This is a genomic window from Microbacterium sp. CSI-V (assembly GCF_001984105.1).
Taxonomy (GTDB): Bacteria; Actinomycetota; Actinomycetes; order Actinomycetales; family Microbacteriaceae; genus Microbacterium.
This window is the reverse complement of record NZ_MTQM01000009.1, coordinates 193,920-209,188: the sequence shown is the minus strand read 5'-3', so window position 1 is coordinate 209,188 and position 15,269 is coordinate 193,920. Positions and strand designations below refer to the sequence as shown.

14 protein-coding genes are annotated in these 15,269 nt (G+C 70.4%); 7 read left to right on the top strand and 7 right to left on the bottom strand.

All coding sequences use genetic code 11. From position 1 onward, the window contains the following. Positions 1 to 148: 148 nt before the first annotated feature. The gene (locus CSIV_RS11700; RefSeq protein WP_077051586.1) at positions 149 to 988 is read left to right on the top strand and encodes a cation-transporting ATPase; all 840 of its coding nucleotides are present in this window, start codon (positions 149 to 151) and stop codon (positions 986 to 988) included. A gap of 80 nt (positions 989 to 1,068) precedes the next feature. Here the strand turns inward: CSIV_RS11700 and CSIV_RS11695 are convergent, their stop codons facing one another. The 5 genes from CSIV_RS11695 to pepN form a co-directional block, all read right to left on the bottom strand. Further along, positions 1,069 to 1,518, bottom strand: a complete 450-nt coding sequence (locus CSIV_RS11695) for a globin (protein WP_139340697.1) — start codon at positions 1,516 to 1,518, stop codon at positions 1,069 to 1,071. Beyond that, positions 1,515 to 2,759: a mechanosensitive ion channel family protein gene (locus tag CSIV_RS11690; RefSeq protein WP_083735214.1), complete on the bottom strand. Its 1,245-nt coding sequence runs from the start codon at positions 2,757 to 2,759 to the stop codon at positions 1,515 to 1,517. The genes CSIV_RS11695 and CSIV_RS11690 overlap by 4 nt, the downstream gene beginning before the upstream one ends. Positions 2,760 to 2,829: 70 nt before the next feature. After that, positions 2,830 to 3,618, bottom strand: coding sequence for an ABC transporter permease subunit (locus CSIV_RS11685; RefSeq protein WP_077051585.1), 789 nt, complete (start codon positions 3,616 to 3,618; stop codon positions 2,830 to 2,832). Beyond that, a complete protein-coding gene (locus CSIV_RS11680) occupies positions 3,615 to 4,526 on the bottom strand; it encodes an ABC transporter ATP-binding protein (RefSeq protein ID WP_077051584.1) in 912 nt (303 codons plus the stop codon). Before CSIV_RS11680 ends, CSIV_RS11685 begins: the two co-directional genes overlap by 4 nt. 122 nt (positions 4,527 to 4,648) lie before the next feature. After that, positions 4,649 to 7,198, bottom strand: coding sequence for an aminopeptidase N (gene pepN, locus CSIV_RS11675; RefSeq protein ID WP_077051583.1), 2,550 nt, complete (start codon positions 7,196 to 7,198; stop codon positions 4,649 to 4,651). A gap of 126 nt (positions 7,199 to 7,324) precedes the next feature. Here pepN and CSIV_RS11670 point away from each other — a divergent pair, with 126 nt between their 5' ends. From CSIV_RS11670 to CSIV_RS11650, 5 genes are all read left to right on the top strand, one after another. Next, complete coding sequence (locus CSIV_RS11670; RefSeq protein WP_077051582.1) at positions 7,325 to 8,512, top strand: ferrochelatase; 1,188 nt, start codon at positions 7,325 to 7,327, stop codon at positions 8,510 to 8,512. 90 nt (positions 8,513 to 8,602) lie between these two features. After that, on the top strand, positions 8,603 to 9,145 hold the full coding sequence (locus tag CSIV_RS11665; protein WP_077051581.1) for a ribose-5-phosphate isomerase: 543 nt from the start codon (positions 8,603 to 8,605) through the stop codon (positions 9,143 to 9,145). Beyond that, a complete protein-coding gene (locus CSIV_RS11660; protein WP_077051580.1) occupies positions 9,145 to 10,134 on the top strand; it encodes an Fpg/Nei family DNA glycosylase in 990 nt (329 codons plus the stop codon). Before CSIV_RS11665 ends, CSIV_RS11660 begins: the two co-directional genes overlap by 1 nt. An 18-nt stretch (positions 10,135 to 10,152) precedes the next feature. After that, on the top strand, positions 10,153 to 10,788 hold the full coding sequence (locus CSIV_RS11655; RefSeq protein ID WP_175627606.1) for an FMN-binding negative transcriptional regulator: 636 nt from the start codon (positions 10,153 to 10,155) through the stop codon (positions 10,786 to 10,788). Then, complete coding sequence (locus tag CSIV_RS11650) at positions 10,785 to 12,284, top strand: amidohydrolase (RefSeq protein ID WP_077051578.1); 1,500 nt, start codon at positions 10,785 to 10,787, stop codon at positions 12,282 to 12,284. The genes CSIV_RS11655 and CSIV_RS11650 overlap by 4 nt, the downstream gene beginning before the upstream one ends. Before the next feature lie 149 nt (positions 12,285 to 12,433). On the opposite strand, the gene CSIV_RS11645 is transcribed toward CSIV_RS11650, so the two are convergent. After that, the gene (locus tag CSIV_RS11645; protein ID WP_063257606.1) at positions 12,434 to 12,919 is read right to left on the bottom strand and encodes a Dps family protein; all 486 of its coding nucleotides are present in this window, start codon (positions 12,917 to 12,919) and stop codon (positions 12,434 to 12,436) included. A 139-nt stretch (positions 12,920 to 13,058) separates the two neighbouring features. Here CSIV_RS11645 and CSIV_RS11640 point away from each other — a divergent pair, with 139 nt between their 5' ends. Further along, positions 13,059 to 13,598, top strand: coding sequence for a gamma carbonic anhydrase family protein (locus CSIV_RS11640; protein WP_077051577.1), 540 nt, complete (start codon positions 13,059 to 13,061; stop codon positions 13,596 to 13,598). Between the two features lie 30 nt (positions 13,599 to 13,628). On the opposite strand, the gene CSIV_RS11635 is transcribed toward CSIV_RS11640, so the two are convergent. Continuing rightward, on the bottom strand, positions 13,629 to 15,218 hold the full coding sequence (locus CSIV_RS11635) for a glycosyl hydrolase (protein WP_139340696.1): 1,590 nt from the start codon (positions 15,216 to 15,218) through the stop codon (positions 13,629 to 13,631). Positions 15,219 to 15,269 lie beyond the last annotated feature (51 nt).

Below are 15,269 nucleotides of genomic sequence, written 5' to 3'. Positions count from 1 at the left end.
GGCCTAGGCTGAACCGTGCAGGGGGAGTACTCCCGTCGCGATGCCTCCGTCATCACGAGACCACGATTGGTCTCCGGGCGCATCGGTCCGACCCGGGCGGAGGAGACCTTGACGTCGCAGCTTCGCGCTGCCCGTTCGAAGGTCCGACATGGTCTCGTTCTCCCGCCTCGTCTCCCTCGCCTCTCAAGCCGTCGAGAAGGCCGCATCCTCGCCGTCTCGCCCATCGGGCGCGGGAGGCGGCCGCACCGACTGGCGTGATGTGGTGCGCTCAGCCGCGGACGCGGTCACGGGCGACGGGCGCTCCGGGACCACACCTGGAACACCCGCGGTCCCTCCTCCGTCCTCGACGGCGAGCGGAGCTGTCCCCGCCTCGCCCGCCGCTGGTTCAGCCTCCGTCTCGGAGAGCGACCGCGCGGCGATCGCTCGCTACGACTATCTGCTGCGCACGGCCGATCCCGACCGCGTCGAGGAGATCCACCGCGACGCCTTCACGCGCCTGAGCCCGACCCAACGCGCGCACGTGCGGGAGCGGATGGATGCGGAGCTTGCGCCCGCCGAGCGCCCGCGGTCGGACAGCGCCCACGATCTGGCACGCACCGCTGCCCGCGCGGAGGCTGCGCACCCTGGTCGCATGTCGACGATCTTGGCGCGCGCGGGCCGTGGCGGCCTCATCGGAGCGGGCGTCGTCGGTGCGGGAGGGCTCCTCGCCGCGGTCGCCGGGGGCGCCGTCGTCAGTGCCGTCGCAGCGCCGCTGCTCGCGCACGCCGGGCAGATGGGCGTCGATTTCGCCGGCCTCGCCGAGGGGGTCGACCTCGAGTCGTTGGCATCCGGAGTCGATCTCGCCTCCCTCGCCGGCGGAGCCGATCTCGGCGAGTGGGCCGGTGGGGCTCAGGATGCCGTGTCGGGAGCGGGCGAGCAGATCGGCGGCTGGGGCGAGCGGTTGTCGAGCCTCGACATCCCGGGTTTCGGAGACTTCCTCGGTCGCTGACGCGTGTTCGGTCACGGTGGGACGCGTCAGCTCGCCCGCGACGGGCGGATGTGCGGCCCGGTGGATCGCCGCGTGCGGGATCAGCCGGCGGGACGGATGGGCAGACCGGTGTCGGCGCGCCCGTCGCGGGTCGGTCCGATTCCGCGCGTCTCGAACGTGTTCACCATGGCGTGGGCCGCGCGCTCCAGGTAGTCCCAGAGCGGCGCCTCCAGCGCCGGCGGCAGGGCGACCTCGTCGACGGCCGCGCGCATGTGACGGAGCCACCGGTCCCGTGCGTCGGGGTCGACGTGGAACGGCATATGCCGCATCCGCAGGCGCGGGTGACCACGTCGCTCGCCGTAGGTCGTGGGGCCGCCCCAGTATTGGGCGAGGAAGAGCGTGAGCCGTTCCGCCGCGGGCCCGAGGTCTTCTTCGGGATACATCGGCTTCAGCACTTCGTCCTCGGCCACGCCGCGGTAGAAGGCGTCGACGAGTCGACGGAAGGTGTCCATCCCGCCGACCTGCTCGTAGAGGCTGATCGGCTCGCTCACGCGGATGCTCCATCGTCGTCGGCCCGCACGGCGGGGGGAGTGGGCTTGATCACGTCGCCGTCGTCGACCCGCGGTGCGGCTTCTTCAGTCTTCGGCCTCTTCGGACGCGCCTTCTCCGCCGCGATCTCGGCAGCCACGGCATCCGCGTCCAACACCGTGTCCGACACGGCGAGCTTCTTACGCCGCGGACGCCAGACCGGACGTTCGGGTGCGGTGGCGACGGGGGTGGGCTTGGTCTTCGGGGGGTGCGCGCCGCGCACGCTCTGCGCGCCTTCGGCGCCGGTGAGGATGATCGAGTTCAGCTGCGGGAGGGTGACACCGAGCGCGTCGATCGCCCGCTTCAGACGCACGCGCAGCTCCCGCGCCACATCGTCCTTCGCGCCGGATCGGGTCTTCATGACGAGACGGATCACCAGGGCATCGCCGCTGATCGACTCCAGCCCCCAGATCTCGGGCTGTTCGATGATGCGGGACCGCCACTTCGTCTCTTTTGCGAGGGTCTTCGCAGCGGTGAGCATCGCCTTCTCGACCTCGTCGATGTCGGCGTCCGCGGGGACCGCCAGGTCGATGATGACTCGGGCCCACCCCTGCGACATGTTGCCGATGCGGGTGATCTCGCCGTTGCGGACGTACCAGAGCGTGCCGTTGACGTCGCGGACATGGGTGATGCGCACGCTAACGAACTCCACGATCCCGGTCGCGAGGCCGAGGTCCACGACGTCGCCGATCCCGATCTGGTCCTCGGCGACGATGAAGATCCCGTTCAGCACGTCCTTGACGATGTTCTGGGCGCCGAAGCCCAGACCCGCGCCGATCGCCGCGGTGAGCAGGGTGAGGGATGCCAGGGCATCGGGCGCGACGATCCCGGCGATCCACACCAGGGCGGCGATCACGAGCACGACGTTGACGATGTTCTGAAGGATCGTCCCAAGGGTCCGCGTGCGCTGGACGAGGCGGACGGCGGCGAGCGGCGAACGGTCGAGCGCCTGCGTGTCGTCCACCCGGGCGTTCTTCTTCGCACCGTTGACGATGCGGTCGACCACGCGCCGGATGATGAGACGCAGCACCCAGGCCGCGATCGTGACGCCGACGATGATCCCGAAGATCTGCAGGAGCACGCCGCCGAAGCCGAGCAGTTGCTCTCCGATCCACGCCCAGGAGGAGGGGAGGACGAGATCGGCCGGACTGCTCGGGGCGCTCGGGCTCGTCGTGGGGTCAGGTGTGCTGGCGAGTACGGACATCGTCTTCATGCTAACGACGGATGCCTCGGTGCCACCTGGGCATCGAGGCATCCGTCGTTCGTCCGATCCGTCAGGCGTCCCGTCGCCGCAGCACGACGATGCCCGAGCCCACGAGCGCCACGACCCACGCGAGGAGCGTCAGGGCGGGCTGCAGGATGTCGCCGGTGGGGATGGCGGTCAGGTCGCTGCCCGCGGCGACCGGCAGGTAGCGCCCGAGATCGACGACCCACTGCCAGGACGTCCCGCCGAGCGCGAAGAGGTTGACCGCGATCGGGGCGACGAAGAGGACGCCGACGGTCGCGGCGATCGCACCGGCGCCGTTGCGGATCAGGAGTCCGAAGCCCGTGCCGATGAGGGCGTAGGCGATCATCGCGAGCACACCGAGCAGCAGAGGGAGGACGGCCTGCGTCGGATCCGACCAGGTGACCGCGGTCGACGAGATCGGAACGGTGACCGCGAGGCTGAGCAGGGAGCTGACAGCCGTCGCCGCACCGACCAGCAGGGCGATGGCGAGGCTCTTGGCGAGCGCCACCTGGGCGCGACGCGGATTGGCCGTCAGGGTCGAGCGGATCATCCCGGTGGCGTACTCGCCGGTGATCGCGATCGCCCCGAGCACGCCGGCCACGAGCATCGTGAACTGCGCCGACAGGAGAACCCCGAGGATGGGATACCCGCCGTCGGACGCCGAGACGTACAGCGCGGCGATGGCGAGGGACAGCGCGGCGGCGATCCCCAGAGACCACCAGGTCGAACGGAGCGTCGTGAGCTTCAGCAGTTCGCTGCGGAGCGTGCGGAGGAAGGTCGGGCCCGCCGTGGCATCCGTGTACGTGGTGCGCCGGGGCGCGGTGAGGGTGGTCATGCGAGTTCCTTCGTCTTGTACTCGATCGCGTCGCCGGTGAGGGCGAGGTAGGCGTCCTCGAGGGATCCGCTGCGCGGGGTCAATTCGTGGAGGGGGATGCCGTGACGCGCGGCGAGATCACCGATCCGGGCCGCCGAGGCGCCGGCAAGACTCGCCAGGCCCGTCTCCGCGCGCGTCGCGGTGACGCCCTCGGGTGCGAGCACCTCGACCAGACGCGACAGCTCCGGCGAGCGGACGAGGACGACTTCGGTGGTCCACGACCGCACGAGCTCAGGCAGCGGAGCGTCCGCCAGCACCTCGCCGCGCCCGAGGACGATGACGTGATCGGCGGTGAGTGCCATCTCACTCATGAGGTGGCTCGACAGCAGCACCGTGCGTCCTTCGGCGGCGATGTGCCGGACGAACTCACGGACCCAGCGCACGCCCTCGGGGTCGAGTCCGTTCACCGGCTCGTCCAGGATGAGCGTGTGCGGGTCGCCGAGAAGCGCCGCGGCGATGCCGAGTCGCTGGCCCATGCCGAGCGAGAACCCGCCCGCACGTTTGTCGGCGACGGAGGCGATGCCGGTGATCTCGATCACCTCGTCGACGCGGCTGCGGCTGATGCCGTGCGTGGCCGCCATGACGCGGAGGTGGTTGCGTGCGGAGCGTCCGGTGTGCACGGCCTTGGCGTCCAGGAGCACGCCGACCTCGGTCAGCGGGGCGCGCAGGCGGTCGTACGGCGTGCCGTTGACGGTGACGCTGCCGGCGGTCGGGCGGTCGAGTCCCACGATCATTCGCATCGTGGTGGACTTCCCGGCGCCGTTGGGGCCGAGGAACCCGGTGACGCGCCCCGGAGGGACGGTGAAGGAGACGTCGGACACGGCGGTGCGGGTGCCGTATCGCTTGGTGAGGTGGTCTGCGACGATCATGCTTCCACGCTAGGAAGCAGACCCCGGATGCCGCGTCCCCCCGGCGAGTGATCCGTGTACATCGGAAGACGTACGCCCCCTCCCACCGGAGCGGGAGAGGGCGTACGTCGAGGGCGCGTGCGTTACTGCGCGTCGCGCTCCTGCACGGCGAGCGCGCGCTCGACACCGGCGAGGTTCTCACTCACGAGACGGCGCAGCGCGGGGGCTGCGTCCTTGTGCGCGGAGAGCCACGCACGGGTGGCATCCCGCAGCTGCGTGTTCGCGAGAGCGGCGGGGTAGAGCCCGACGATCAGGTACTGCGCGATCTGGTAGCTGCGGCTCTCCCAGACGGGCAGCAGCATGTCGAAGTACGGTCCGACGAAGTCGGCCAGCACGCCGACGGTGGCGGGGTGCGTGAACCCGAGCGCCGCGGAGCGGACGATCGTGTTGGGCGCGTCGGAGCGGTCGATGAGCGAGCTCCACGCCTCCTGCTTCGCTTCGTGGGTGGGCAGCGCCGCCTTGGCCTGCGCTGCGAACTCCCCGCCCTTGGCGGTGTTGTCGGCCTCGCGGGCCGCGTCGATGTCGGCCGCGGTGACCGCGCCGCCGGCGGCGAGAGCCACCAGCAGCTGCCACGACAGGTCGGTGTCGATCTCGAGTCCGTCGAGCACCGTCTCGCCGTCGCGCAGGGCCCGGACCGTCTCGACGTGCGCGGGCGTGGCCGCGGCCGAGGCGAACGCCGTGACGAACTGCAGCTGGCTGTCGCTGCCGGCCTCGGCCCCCTGCGCGAGCTCCCACAGGCCGTCCGCGACGCGTTCGCGAGCGGCCGCGCGGGTCGCCGGAGCGACGTAGCTGTTGGCCGCGAGCTGCAGCTGAGCGAGAGTCGTGCGGACCGTGGTCGACTCGGTCTCGGAACCGATGTTCCGCAGCACCAGGTCGATGTAGTCGGTCGCCGACGCTTCGGCATCCCGGGTCTGGTCCCACGCGGCACCCCAGACGAGCGAACGCGCGAGCGGGTCGGCGATGTCCTTGAGGTGTGCGATCGCCGTGGCGAGCGAGCGCTCGTCGAGGCGGATCTTCGCGTACGCGAGGTCGTCGTCGTTCAGCAGCACCAGGTCGGGACGACGGATGCCGCGCAGCTGCGGCACCTCGGTGCGGTCGCCGTCGACGTCGAGCTCGATGCGGTGCACGCGCTCGAGGCGGCCGGACTTGTCGAGCGAGTAGAAGCCGACGCCGAGGCGGTGCGGACGGATCGTCGGGTAGTCCGACGGTGCGGTCTGCACGATCGCGAACCGCGTGAGCGAGCCGTGGTCGTCCTGCTCGATCAGCGGCGAGAGCGTGTTGACGCCCGCGGTCTCGAGCCACTTCTTCGCCCAGTCGCCCAGGTCGCGGCCGCTCGTGGTCTCGAGCTCGGCGAGCAGATCGCCGACCTCGGTGTTCGACCACTGGTGCTTCTGGAAGTAGGCGGCGACGCCGCCGAAGAACTGCTCGATGCCCACCCAGGCGGCGAGCTGCTTGAGCACCGACCCGCCCTTGGCGTACGTGATGCCGTCGAAGTTGACCTGCACGTCTTCGAGGTCGTTGATCTCGGCGACGACGGGGTGGGTGGAGGGGAGCTGGTCCTGGCGGTACGCCCAGGTCTTCTCCATCGCGTTGAAGGTCGTCCAGGCGGCCTCCCACTCGGTGGCCTCGGCGGTGGCGATCGTCGACGCCCACTCCGCGAACGACTCGTTGAGCCAGAGGTCGTTCCACCACTTCATCGTCACGAGGTCGCCGAACCACATGTGCGCCAGCTCGTGGAGGATCGTCACGACGCGACGTTCCTTGACGGCATCCGTGACCTTGCTGCGGAAGACGTAGGTCTCGGTGAACGTGACCGCACCGGCGTTCTCCATCGCGCCCGCGTTGAACTCCGGCACGAAGAGCTGGTCGTACTTGGCGAAGGGGTAGGGGAAGCCGAACTTCTCCTCGAAGTACGCGAAGCCCTGACGCGTCTTGTCGAAGACGTAGTCGGCATCCAGGTACTGCCACAGGCTTTTGCGGGCGTACACGCCGAGCGGGATGACGCGCCCGTCGGCGCTGGTGAGCTCGGAGAACGTCGACTCGTACGGGCCGGCGATGAGGGCCGTGATGTACGAGGAGATGCGCGGCGTCGCGGGGAAGCGCCACTCCGCGGCACCGTCGCCCACCTCGACCGGCTCGGGGGTGGGGGAGTTGGAGACGACCTTCCACGCGGCCGGGGCGGTCACCGTGAAGGTGAACTCGGCCTTGAGGTCGGGCTGCTCGAAGACGGTGAACACACGGCGCGAGTCGGGAACCTCGAACTGCGAGTAGAGGTACACCTCGCCGTCGACCGGGTCGACGAAGCGGTGCAGACCCTCGCCGGTGTTGGTGTACTCGCAGTCGGCGTCGACGACGAGCTCGTTCTCCGCGGCCAGTTCCTCGAGCGCGATGCGCGAGTCGGCGAAGACCTCGGCGGGGTCGAGGACCCGGCCGTTGAGGGTCACCGAGTTGACGGTGCGCGCGATGAGGTCGATGAAGGTCGACGCGCCCTCGGTCGCGGCGAACCGGACGGTGGTCACCGAGCCGAACACCTCGTCGCCGCGCAGCAGGTCGAGGCGCACGTCGTATCCGTGCGTGTCGACGATCGCGCGGCGCTCCTGCGCTTCGATGCGGGTGAGGTTCTCTCCTGGCACTGGCGTTCTCCCGAGGATGTGGGTGGATCGTCGCGGATGGCACTGCTGGCGCCGACGACAACCGTATAAGCCTAGTGTCGAGATACCCCCGGGCCGGGCTGATCGCTCAGGTGGGAAGATGTCGGAGTGAGCACGACCGACACGGACAGCACCCCCGAGACCGTCCTCTACGCGTCTCCCGCCGCGGCATCCGGACCCCGGTGGGTCGAGACCCCGGTGGCCTACGACGCGATCCTCCTCGCCGGATTCGGCGGACCGGAGGGCCAGGACGACGTCATCCCCTTCCTCCGCAACGTCACGCGCGGACGCGGCATCCCGGATGAGCGACTGGAAGAGGTCGCCCACCACTACCGCCACTTCGGCGGCGTGAGCCCGATCAACGAGCACAACCGCCAGTTGAAGGCGGCGCTCGAGGCCGAGATCGCGCGCCGCGGGCTGAACCTCCCCGTCTACTGGGGCAACCGCAACTGGTCGCCGTACCTGGAGGAGGCCGTCACCGAGGCGGCCGAAGCCGGCGACACGACGCTGCTCGCGATCGCGACCAGCGCGTACAGCTCGTTCTCGAGCTGCCGGCAGTACCGCGAGGATTACGCGCGCGTCCTCGAGGCCACCGGTCTCGGCGAGACGGTCACGATCGACAAGGTCCGCCAGTTCTTCGACCACCCCGGCTTCGTGTCGACGTTCGTCACAGGAGTGACGGATGCCGTGTCGGCGTACGTCGCGGACGGCATCGCGCCCGAGAAGATCCGCGTGCTCTTCTCGACCCACTCGATCCCCACCGCCGACGCCGAGCGCTCGGGCCCCCGCGACGTCGACTTCGGCGAGGGCGGCGCGTACGAGGCGCAGCACAAGGCCGTCGCGGCATTCGTGATGGCCGAGGTCGCCGCCGCGGTCGCCGACGTCGAGTGGGAGCTGGTGTACCAGTCCCGCTCCGGCCCTCCCACGCAGCCCTGGCTCGAGCCGGACGTGAACGACGTCATCGCCGAGCTCCCGGGCCGCGGTGCCGAGGCCGTGGTGATCGTCCCGCTCGGCTTCGTCAGCGACCACATGGAAGTGCTGTGGGACCTCGACACCGAGGCGATGGAGGCGGCCGAGGAGGCCGGCATCCGCGCCGTCCGCACGCCCACGCCGGGGATCGACCCCGCGTACGTGTCCGGACTCGTCGACCTCGTCGAGGAGCGTCTGAAGGGCACGCCGAAGGCGGAACGTCCGCACCTGACCGACCTGGGCCCCTGGTACGACGTGTGCCGCCCCGGGTGCTGCGAGAACGTCCGCGCCGGGTTCAAGCCCGTCGCCGCGGGTCTGCGGCCCTGACACCGTTCGACGCCGCTCGTCCCTCGCCGAGGGGCGGGCGGCGTCGTCCTTCTCGCCCGCGGTGTCGGCGGCCGTCCCTAGGATGGGCGCATGCGCATTCACATCGGCACCGATCACGCCGGTCTCGAGTTCTCCACCCAGCTGCAGCACCACCTCGCCTCCCGGGGTCACGAGGTCGTCGATCACGGCCCCATCGAGTACGACCCGCTCGACGACTACCCGGCCTTCTGCATCCGCGCGGCCCAGGCGGTCGTCCGCGATCAGGCCGACGGCGTCGAGACGCTGGGTGTGGTCTTCGGCGGCTCGGGCAACGGCGAGCAGATCGCCGCGAACAAGGTGCTCGGGATCCGCGCCGCGCTCGTCTGGAGTATCGCGACGGCCGAAGTGGCGCGCGAGCACAACGACGCCAACGTGATCGCGATCGGCGCGCGCCAGCACACCTTCGACGAGGCCGCGTCGTTCATCGACCGCTTCATCGCGACCCCGTTCTCGGGCGAAGAGCGCCACGCCCGGCGCATCGCCCAGCTCGCGGCCTACGAGCAGGACGGCATCCTGCTGCCCGATCCTCGCGAGGCGGCTGCGCGACCCGACGTCCTCGACGCGAGCGACACGTTCGATCCCGAGGCAGGCTGATGCCCGAAGGGCATTCCGTCCACCGCATCGCCCGTCAGTTCGACCGCAACATCGTGGGCCGCGCCGTCGCGGCATCCAGTCCTCAGGGGCGATTCGTCGAAGGAGCCGCGGTCATAGACGGCCGTGACGCGCTCGAGGTGCGTGCCGTCGGCAAACAGATGTTCCTGCGGTTCGACCCCGACGTGTGGCTGAGGGTGCACCTCGGCATGTACGGCGCGTGGGATTTCTCGGGCGAGGTCGCGATCGATGCGACGATCGCCTCGGCGAACGGGCGCATGGGGCACACGAACCAGCGCGGCACCGTCCTCGACGAGCCGATCATGGATGCCGCCGGCGAGAACTCCCTCACCTCGATCGGCGCTCCGCGGCGCGCACGCGTGCGCATGTCCGAGCAGACGACCGGGCTCGAGGAGCAGACCGAGTGGCCGCCGCCCGTGGTCGGTGCGGTGCGTCTGCGGCTGCTCACCGAGACGACGTGCGCCGACCTGCGCGGGCCCACCGCGTGCGCGCTCCAGACGCCCGACGAGGTCGCCGCGACGATCGCCAAGCTCGGCCCCGACCCGCTCGTCGACGACGTCGCCGAGGGGGAGGAGCGGTTCGTCGCCACGGTGCGGCGGAAGCCCACGGCCATCGGGCTGCTGCTCATGGACCAGTCGGTGGTCAGCGGCATCGGCAACGTCTATCGCGCCGAGATCCTCTTCCGTGCCCGGCAGAACCCGCACACGCCCGGCCGCGACGTCCGCGAGGAGACCGCGCGCGAGATGTGGCGCGACTGGGTCCGACTTCTGGCGATCGGCGTCGAGACCGGGCAGATGATGACGATGGACGACCTCGACCCCGAGGCGTACCGACGCGCGATGGCCCACCGCGACGACCGGCACTGGGTGTACCACCGGGCGGGTCTCCCGTGCCGGGTGTGCGGCACCACGGTGCTCGTCGAGGAAGCGGCCGGACGCAAGCTGTACTGGTGCCCGCGCTGCCAGGCGTGAGCGTTCTAGGCTGATCCGGTGCGGCAGAATCCGAGTTTCGCGATGACCGACGTCGGCGAGATCCGACGCCTGATCGAGCATCATCCCTGGGTCACGCTCGTCGCGTCGACCCCCGACGGCCTGGTCGCCTCGCACTACGCCGTCCTGCTCGACGACGGCCGTGATGACCTCACGATCGTGGGACACGTCGGCAAGCCGGACGACGCGATCCTCGGTCTCGGCGACCGCGAGTTGCTCGTCGTCGTGCAGGGTCCGCACGGATACATCACCCCGCGCTGGTACGGCGACGGCCCGGCGGTGCCGACCTGGAACTTCGTGTCGGCGCACCTCAGCGGCATCCCGGAGATCCTCACGCCCGAGGAGAATCTGCGCGTGCTCGATCGCCTGGTGGAGCGTTTCGAGGGGGAGGACGGTCGCGGCCTGTACCGTGCGCCGAACGACGCCGCCTTCGTCGACCGACTCGCCGCGGGCACCGTCGGTTTCCGTCTGACCGCGACGCGGGTGGTGGGCAAGCGGAAGCTGAGCCAGAACCGTCCCGCGGAGGTCGTCGACACGATCATCGCCGGGCTCGGTGACGGGCCGTACGCGAACCCCTCGCTGGCCGCTGAGATGCAGCGCGCCGCCGACGCCCGCCGTCCGGCAGGACGCGCATGATCGGCGAGACCGCGGCCTTCGTGCAGGCCGTCCGGGTCGCCGGCCCGGGGCGGGACTTCCTCCCGACGCCGGATGAACCCGTCGATCTCGTGCTCGTGGGCGGCCGCATCGTCGACATCGCGCCGACGGGGAACCTCCGCCCGCGCGGCCTCGTCGTGGACGGAGACGGCGGCTGGCTGCTCCCCGGGCTGTGGGACCACCACGTGCATGTTCTGCAGTGGGCGCTCACAGCCGACCGCGTCGCGCTCGGCGAGGCGGGGTCGGCGCGCGAGGCGGCGTCGATCATGGCCGCAGCGCCGGCGGGCGAGGGCGGCCGCCGCGTCGGTGTGGGCTTCCGCGACGGTCTCTGGCCCGACGAACCGACCCTCGAACTCCTGGATGCCGCCACAGGCGAGGTCCCGACGTACCTCGTCAATGCCGACGTGCACAGCGTCTGGCTGAACTCCGCAGCCTTCCGGCGCGAAGGCTTCGAGCCCTCGGCATCCGGGGTCCTGCGCGAAGAGGACGCGTTCGAGATCTCCCGACGGATCAACGCGGTCGACGCCGAGGTCGGGGATCGCGCCGTCGAGCGGATGGCGCGCGCCGCGGCCGCATGCGGACTCGTCGGCCTCGTCGACCTCGACATGACCTGGAACGACGAGCCGTGGCAGCGCCGCGTCGCGCGCGGCTTCGACACGCTGCGGGTGTCGTACGGCACCTACCCGCAGCACCTCGATCGAGCGATCGCGGAGGGCCTGGGCACCGGCGACCCCGTGCGCGGCGCGGCGGACGACCTGGTGCGCGTGGGTCCGCTCAAGGCCATCACCGACGGCTCGCTCGGAACGCGGACCGCCGCCTGCGCCCACCACTACCCGGGCGACGTCGACAACCACGGGCTCCTCACGATCCCGCCCGACGAGCTCGTGGAGCTGATGACCCGGGCGACCGCGGCGGGTCTGGAATGCGCGATCCACGCGATCGGCGACGTCGCGAACGCCCACGCCCTCGATGCCTACGCCCTGACCGGGGCGGTCGGCACGATCGAGCACGCCCAGCTCGTGGCCCACGCCGACATCCCGCGGTTCGCTCGACTCGGCGTGTCCGCGAGCGTGCAGCCCGAGCACGCCCTCGACGATCGCGACATGACGGATGCCGTCTGGGCCGGGCAGTCCGCGCAGCCCTACCCGCTGCGGGCCCTGGCCGACAGCGGCGCGAACCTCCTCTTCGGCTCGGACGCTCCGGTCGCGCCGCTCGACCCGTGGGGCGCGATCGCGTCGGCGGTGTTCCGCACGCGCGACGGGCGTGACGCGTGGCAGCCGCATCAGAGGGTCGACATCGACACCGCGATCGCGGCATCCACCGCCGGCGGCTCGACGGCCCCGGCTGAGATCGCACCCGGCGCCCGCGCGGACCTGGTGATCGTGGACGCCGATCCGCGCACCGCCGACGAGCTCGCCCTGCGCGCGATGCCCGTCCGCACGACGCTCCTCGCCGGTCGCATCACGCACGCGTCCTGAACCGCCCGCGTGCCCCCGGGGCGGGTGCGCGTGTGCGTGAGTCGCCACGATTTGTCGCTTGACCGCGCGTGGAGGCGACAAATCCTGGCGACTCACGCAACAGAAAAAGGGGGCGACGCCGAAGCGCCGCCCCCTTCGGAAACCTCGGCTCAGGCCGCGAGGTGCGCGAAGAGGAACCAGCGGTCCTTGTCGAGGCCGCGCTTGATCTCGATCGCGACGTCCTGGCTCGACAGGTCGGTCTCGTCGAGGCCGTCGATGGCGGTCTGGATGTCGACGAGGACGGCGTCGATGTCGGCGATCACCGCGCGGATGACGACGTCGGACTGCGCGAAGCCGGCCGGGACGGCGGTCTCCTTCGCCTTGGCGGCGACGGTCGACAGACGCGAGTCGATCGGCAGGCCGAGGGCGACGATCCGCTCGGCGGCGAGGTCGGCCCAGTCCTGCGCGTGGGCGACGACGGTGTCGAGGAGCTCGTGCACGCCGATGAAGTTGGCGCCGCGGACGTGCCAGTGCGCCTGCTTGCCGTTGACGACGAGGGCTTCGAGGCCGAGGACGATCGGCGAGAGGAACTGCGCGGTGCTGGAGGCCATGGTCGAGTCGACGGTGGTGGCGGCGGGCGTCTGAACGGTGCTCATGAGGTCTCCTGAGTGTTGTACCGAAGTCGTGATGACACCAACGCTACTCACGCCCGAACATTCCGCAAGCAAGATGAGGCTCGGCTAAATCCCTGGTGGAAAGGCAATCCTCACCTCACCCGCGCGATAGTGTCGGCGCATGACGATCGCTCCGGATGCCACGGTCCTCGCCCTTCCCGATGCGGCGCCGGAGGTGCATGCGACGGCGTTCGTGGCATCCGGGGCCCGCGTGATCGGCGCGGTCACCCTGAGCGAGGGGTCGAGCGTCTGGTACAACGCCGTCGTGCGCGGCGACAGCGCCGCGATCTCGCTCGGACCGCGGAGCAACCTGCAGGACAACGTCTCGGTGCACGTCGATCGCGGGCGTCCGGTGACGATCGGAGCCGACGTGTCGGTGGGCCACAACGCCGTCGTCCACGGCTGCACGATCGGCGACGGTTCGCTCATCGGCATGGGGAGCGTCGTGCTCTCGGGCGCCGAGATCGGACCCGGATGCCTCGTCGCCGGGGGAGCGGTCGTCCTCGAGGGCACGGTGGTCCCGGAGGGATCGCTCGTCGCCGGGGTCCCCGCCAAGGTCCGGCGCGCACTGACGCCCGAGGAGCGGGCCGGCATCCTCCGCAACGCGCAGACGTACCTCGCCCACGTCGAACGGCACGCGAGCGCCGTGCGCGGCGACTGAGCGCTCGACCTCGCTCCGCGACCTGACCCCTCAGGACGCCGGGGCCGCCTCATCGAGGTAAACCGGCTCGGTGCCGACCGAGATCCGCGACGTCCCCGGCGCCAGTTGCGAATCCATCGCCTCGCCCGTCACCGAGGACATCGTCGTGCGGTATCCGGACCGGACGGTGACGGCGACGGTCGCGGGTCCCGTGTCGGTGTCCGCGTAGGGCGCATCGCGCCACAGGATCCGGCGTTGGGCGCCGTTCGCGTCGACGAACGTGTACATCCAGACATCCGATCCGAGCGACTGGCGCGAGTCGAATCGGTAGCCCTGGAGTTGCCGCATCAAGTAGCCGGCGGCGGCCGCGCTCTGCTTCGGCTGGAATGCCGTGACCGTGTCGGTCGGTTGGCGGAACAGGCCGAAGTTGTCCTCGGTTTCGTCCGGACGGGTTCCGTCGTCGACGCCGTCGTACCAGACGGTCTGTGCCACCGCCGACTCGGCCCGGAGTCCGACGAAGATCTTCACCAGGGCGGTCGCGGCCTGTTCCTCGGTCTGGACCCGCGCGATGTTTCCGCTTCGGGCTGTCGACGTAGTGTTGGAGACACCGATCTCGCTCACGATGATCGGCTTGGAGACACCGCCGTTGCGCTTCTTGACGAGGGCGTCCAGGGCGGTGACGTCGGCCATCGTCGTGTCGAGGTCGCGGGCGTAGCCGTGCGTGGACAGCATGTCGCTGTACCGCAGCCCGCCGGCGTCGATGAAGGCGCTGAACCACGGCAGGGGAGTGCCGGACGTGTTCCCGGCGACGATCTGGACGTGCGGGTGACGGGCCTTGACCCCCTTGTACACGGCCTTCACCAGCGTGGCGTAACAGCCGCCGCTCTGGCACTCGCTCGTGTTGCGCTGCGGGCGATTGAACTCGTTCCACACCTCGACCTTGTCGATCTGGGGGTCGGCGTCCAGGACGGCGTTGATGTAGTCGACGTACCCCTGACGCCCTTCGGGTGTGGTCGGCGGCGACAGAGTCTCCTTCATGTCCTCCGGGTAGGCCACGGGGTTCCCGTACCCGGCGACGAACAGCATCTTCATGCCGTTGTCCTGGGTCACGGTGTACAGATCCGCCGCGTGGGCCGGGATCACCAACTCGCCGCGCACCCGCTCGACGCTCATCCACGACGTCTCGTCGCGCACCTCACGGAAGCCGAGTCCGCTCAACAGGGATGCCGTGGCATCGACGGGCCAGGTATCGGCGGCGAAGGACGACTTGCCCCAGTGGGTCGCGACGGAGAAGAACCGGTCGGTCCTCTCAGGTGTCGGATTGACCAGGAGATTCACATCGAGGGTGTCGCGGTCGTCGGCGAGCTCAAGGCTGTAGAAGCCGTCGGAAGGCACCGGGGGCGCGATCGTCGCACCGGGCCCTCCGGGCTCCTCGCCGCTCGCGATCTCCGCACCGGAGCGGGAGTGCAGCGTCCACGTCACGGCACCGTGGGAGTTCCCGAGCACGATACGGACATCGGATGCCGAGGAGAACAGCAGCGAAGGGCTGGTCACCGACAGGGGTCCCGGATTGGACCGCAGGACCAGCAGCACCGCGGTCGCCGAGATCGCCACCAGAGCGACCACGACGAGGATGACCACGGTTCGCCTCGCCTTCACCGATCGCGCCACGGAGCCCCTCTCGTCGGCCGC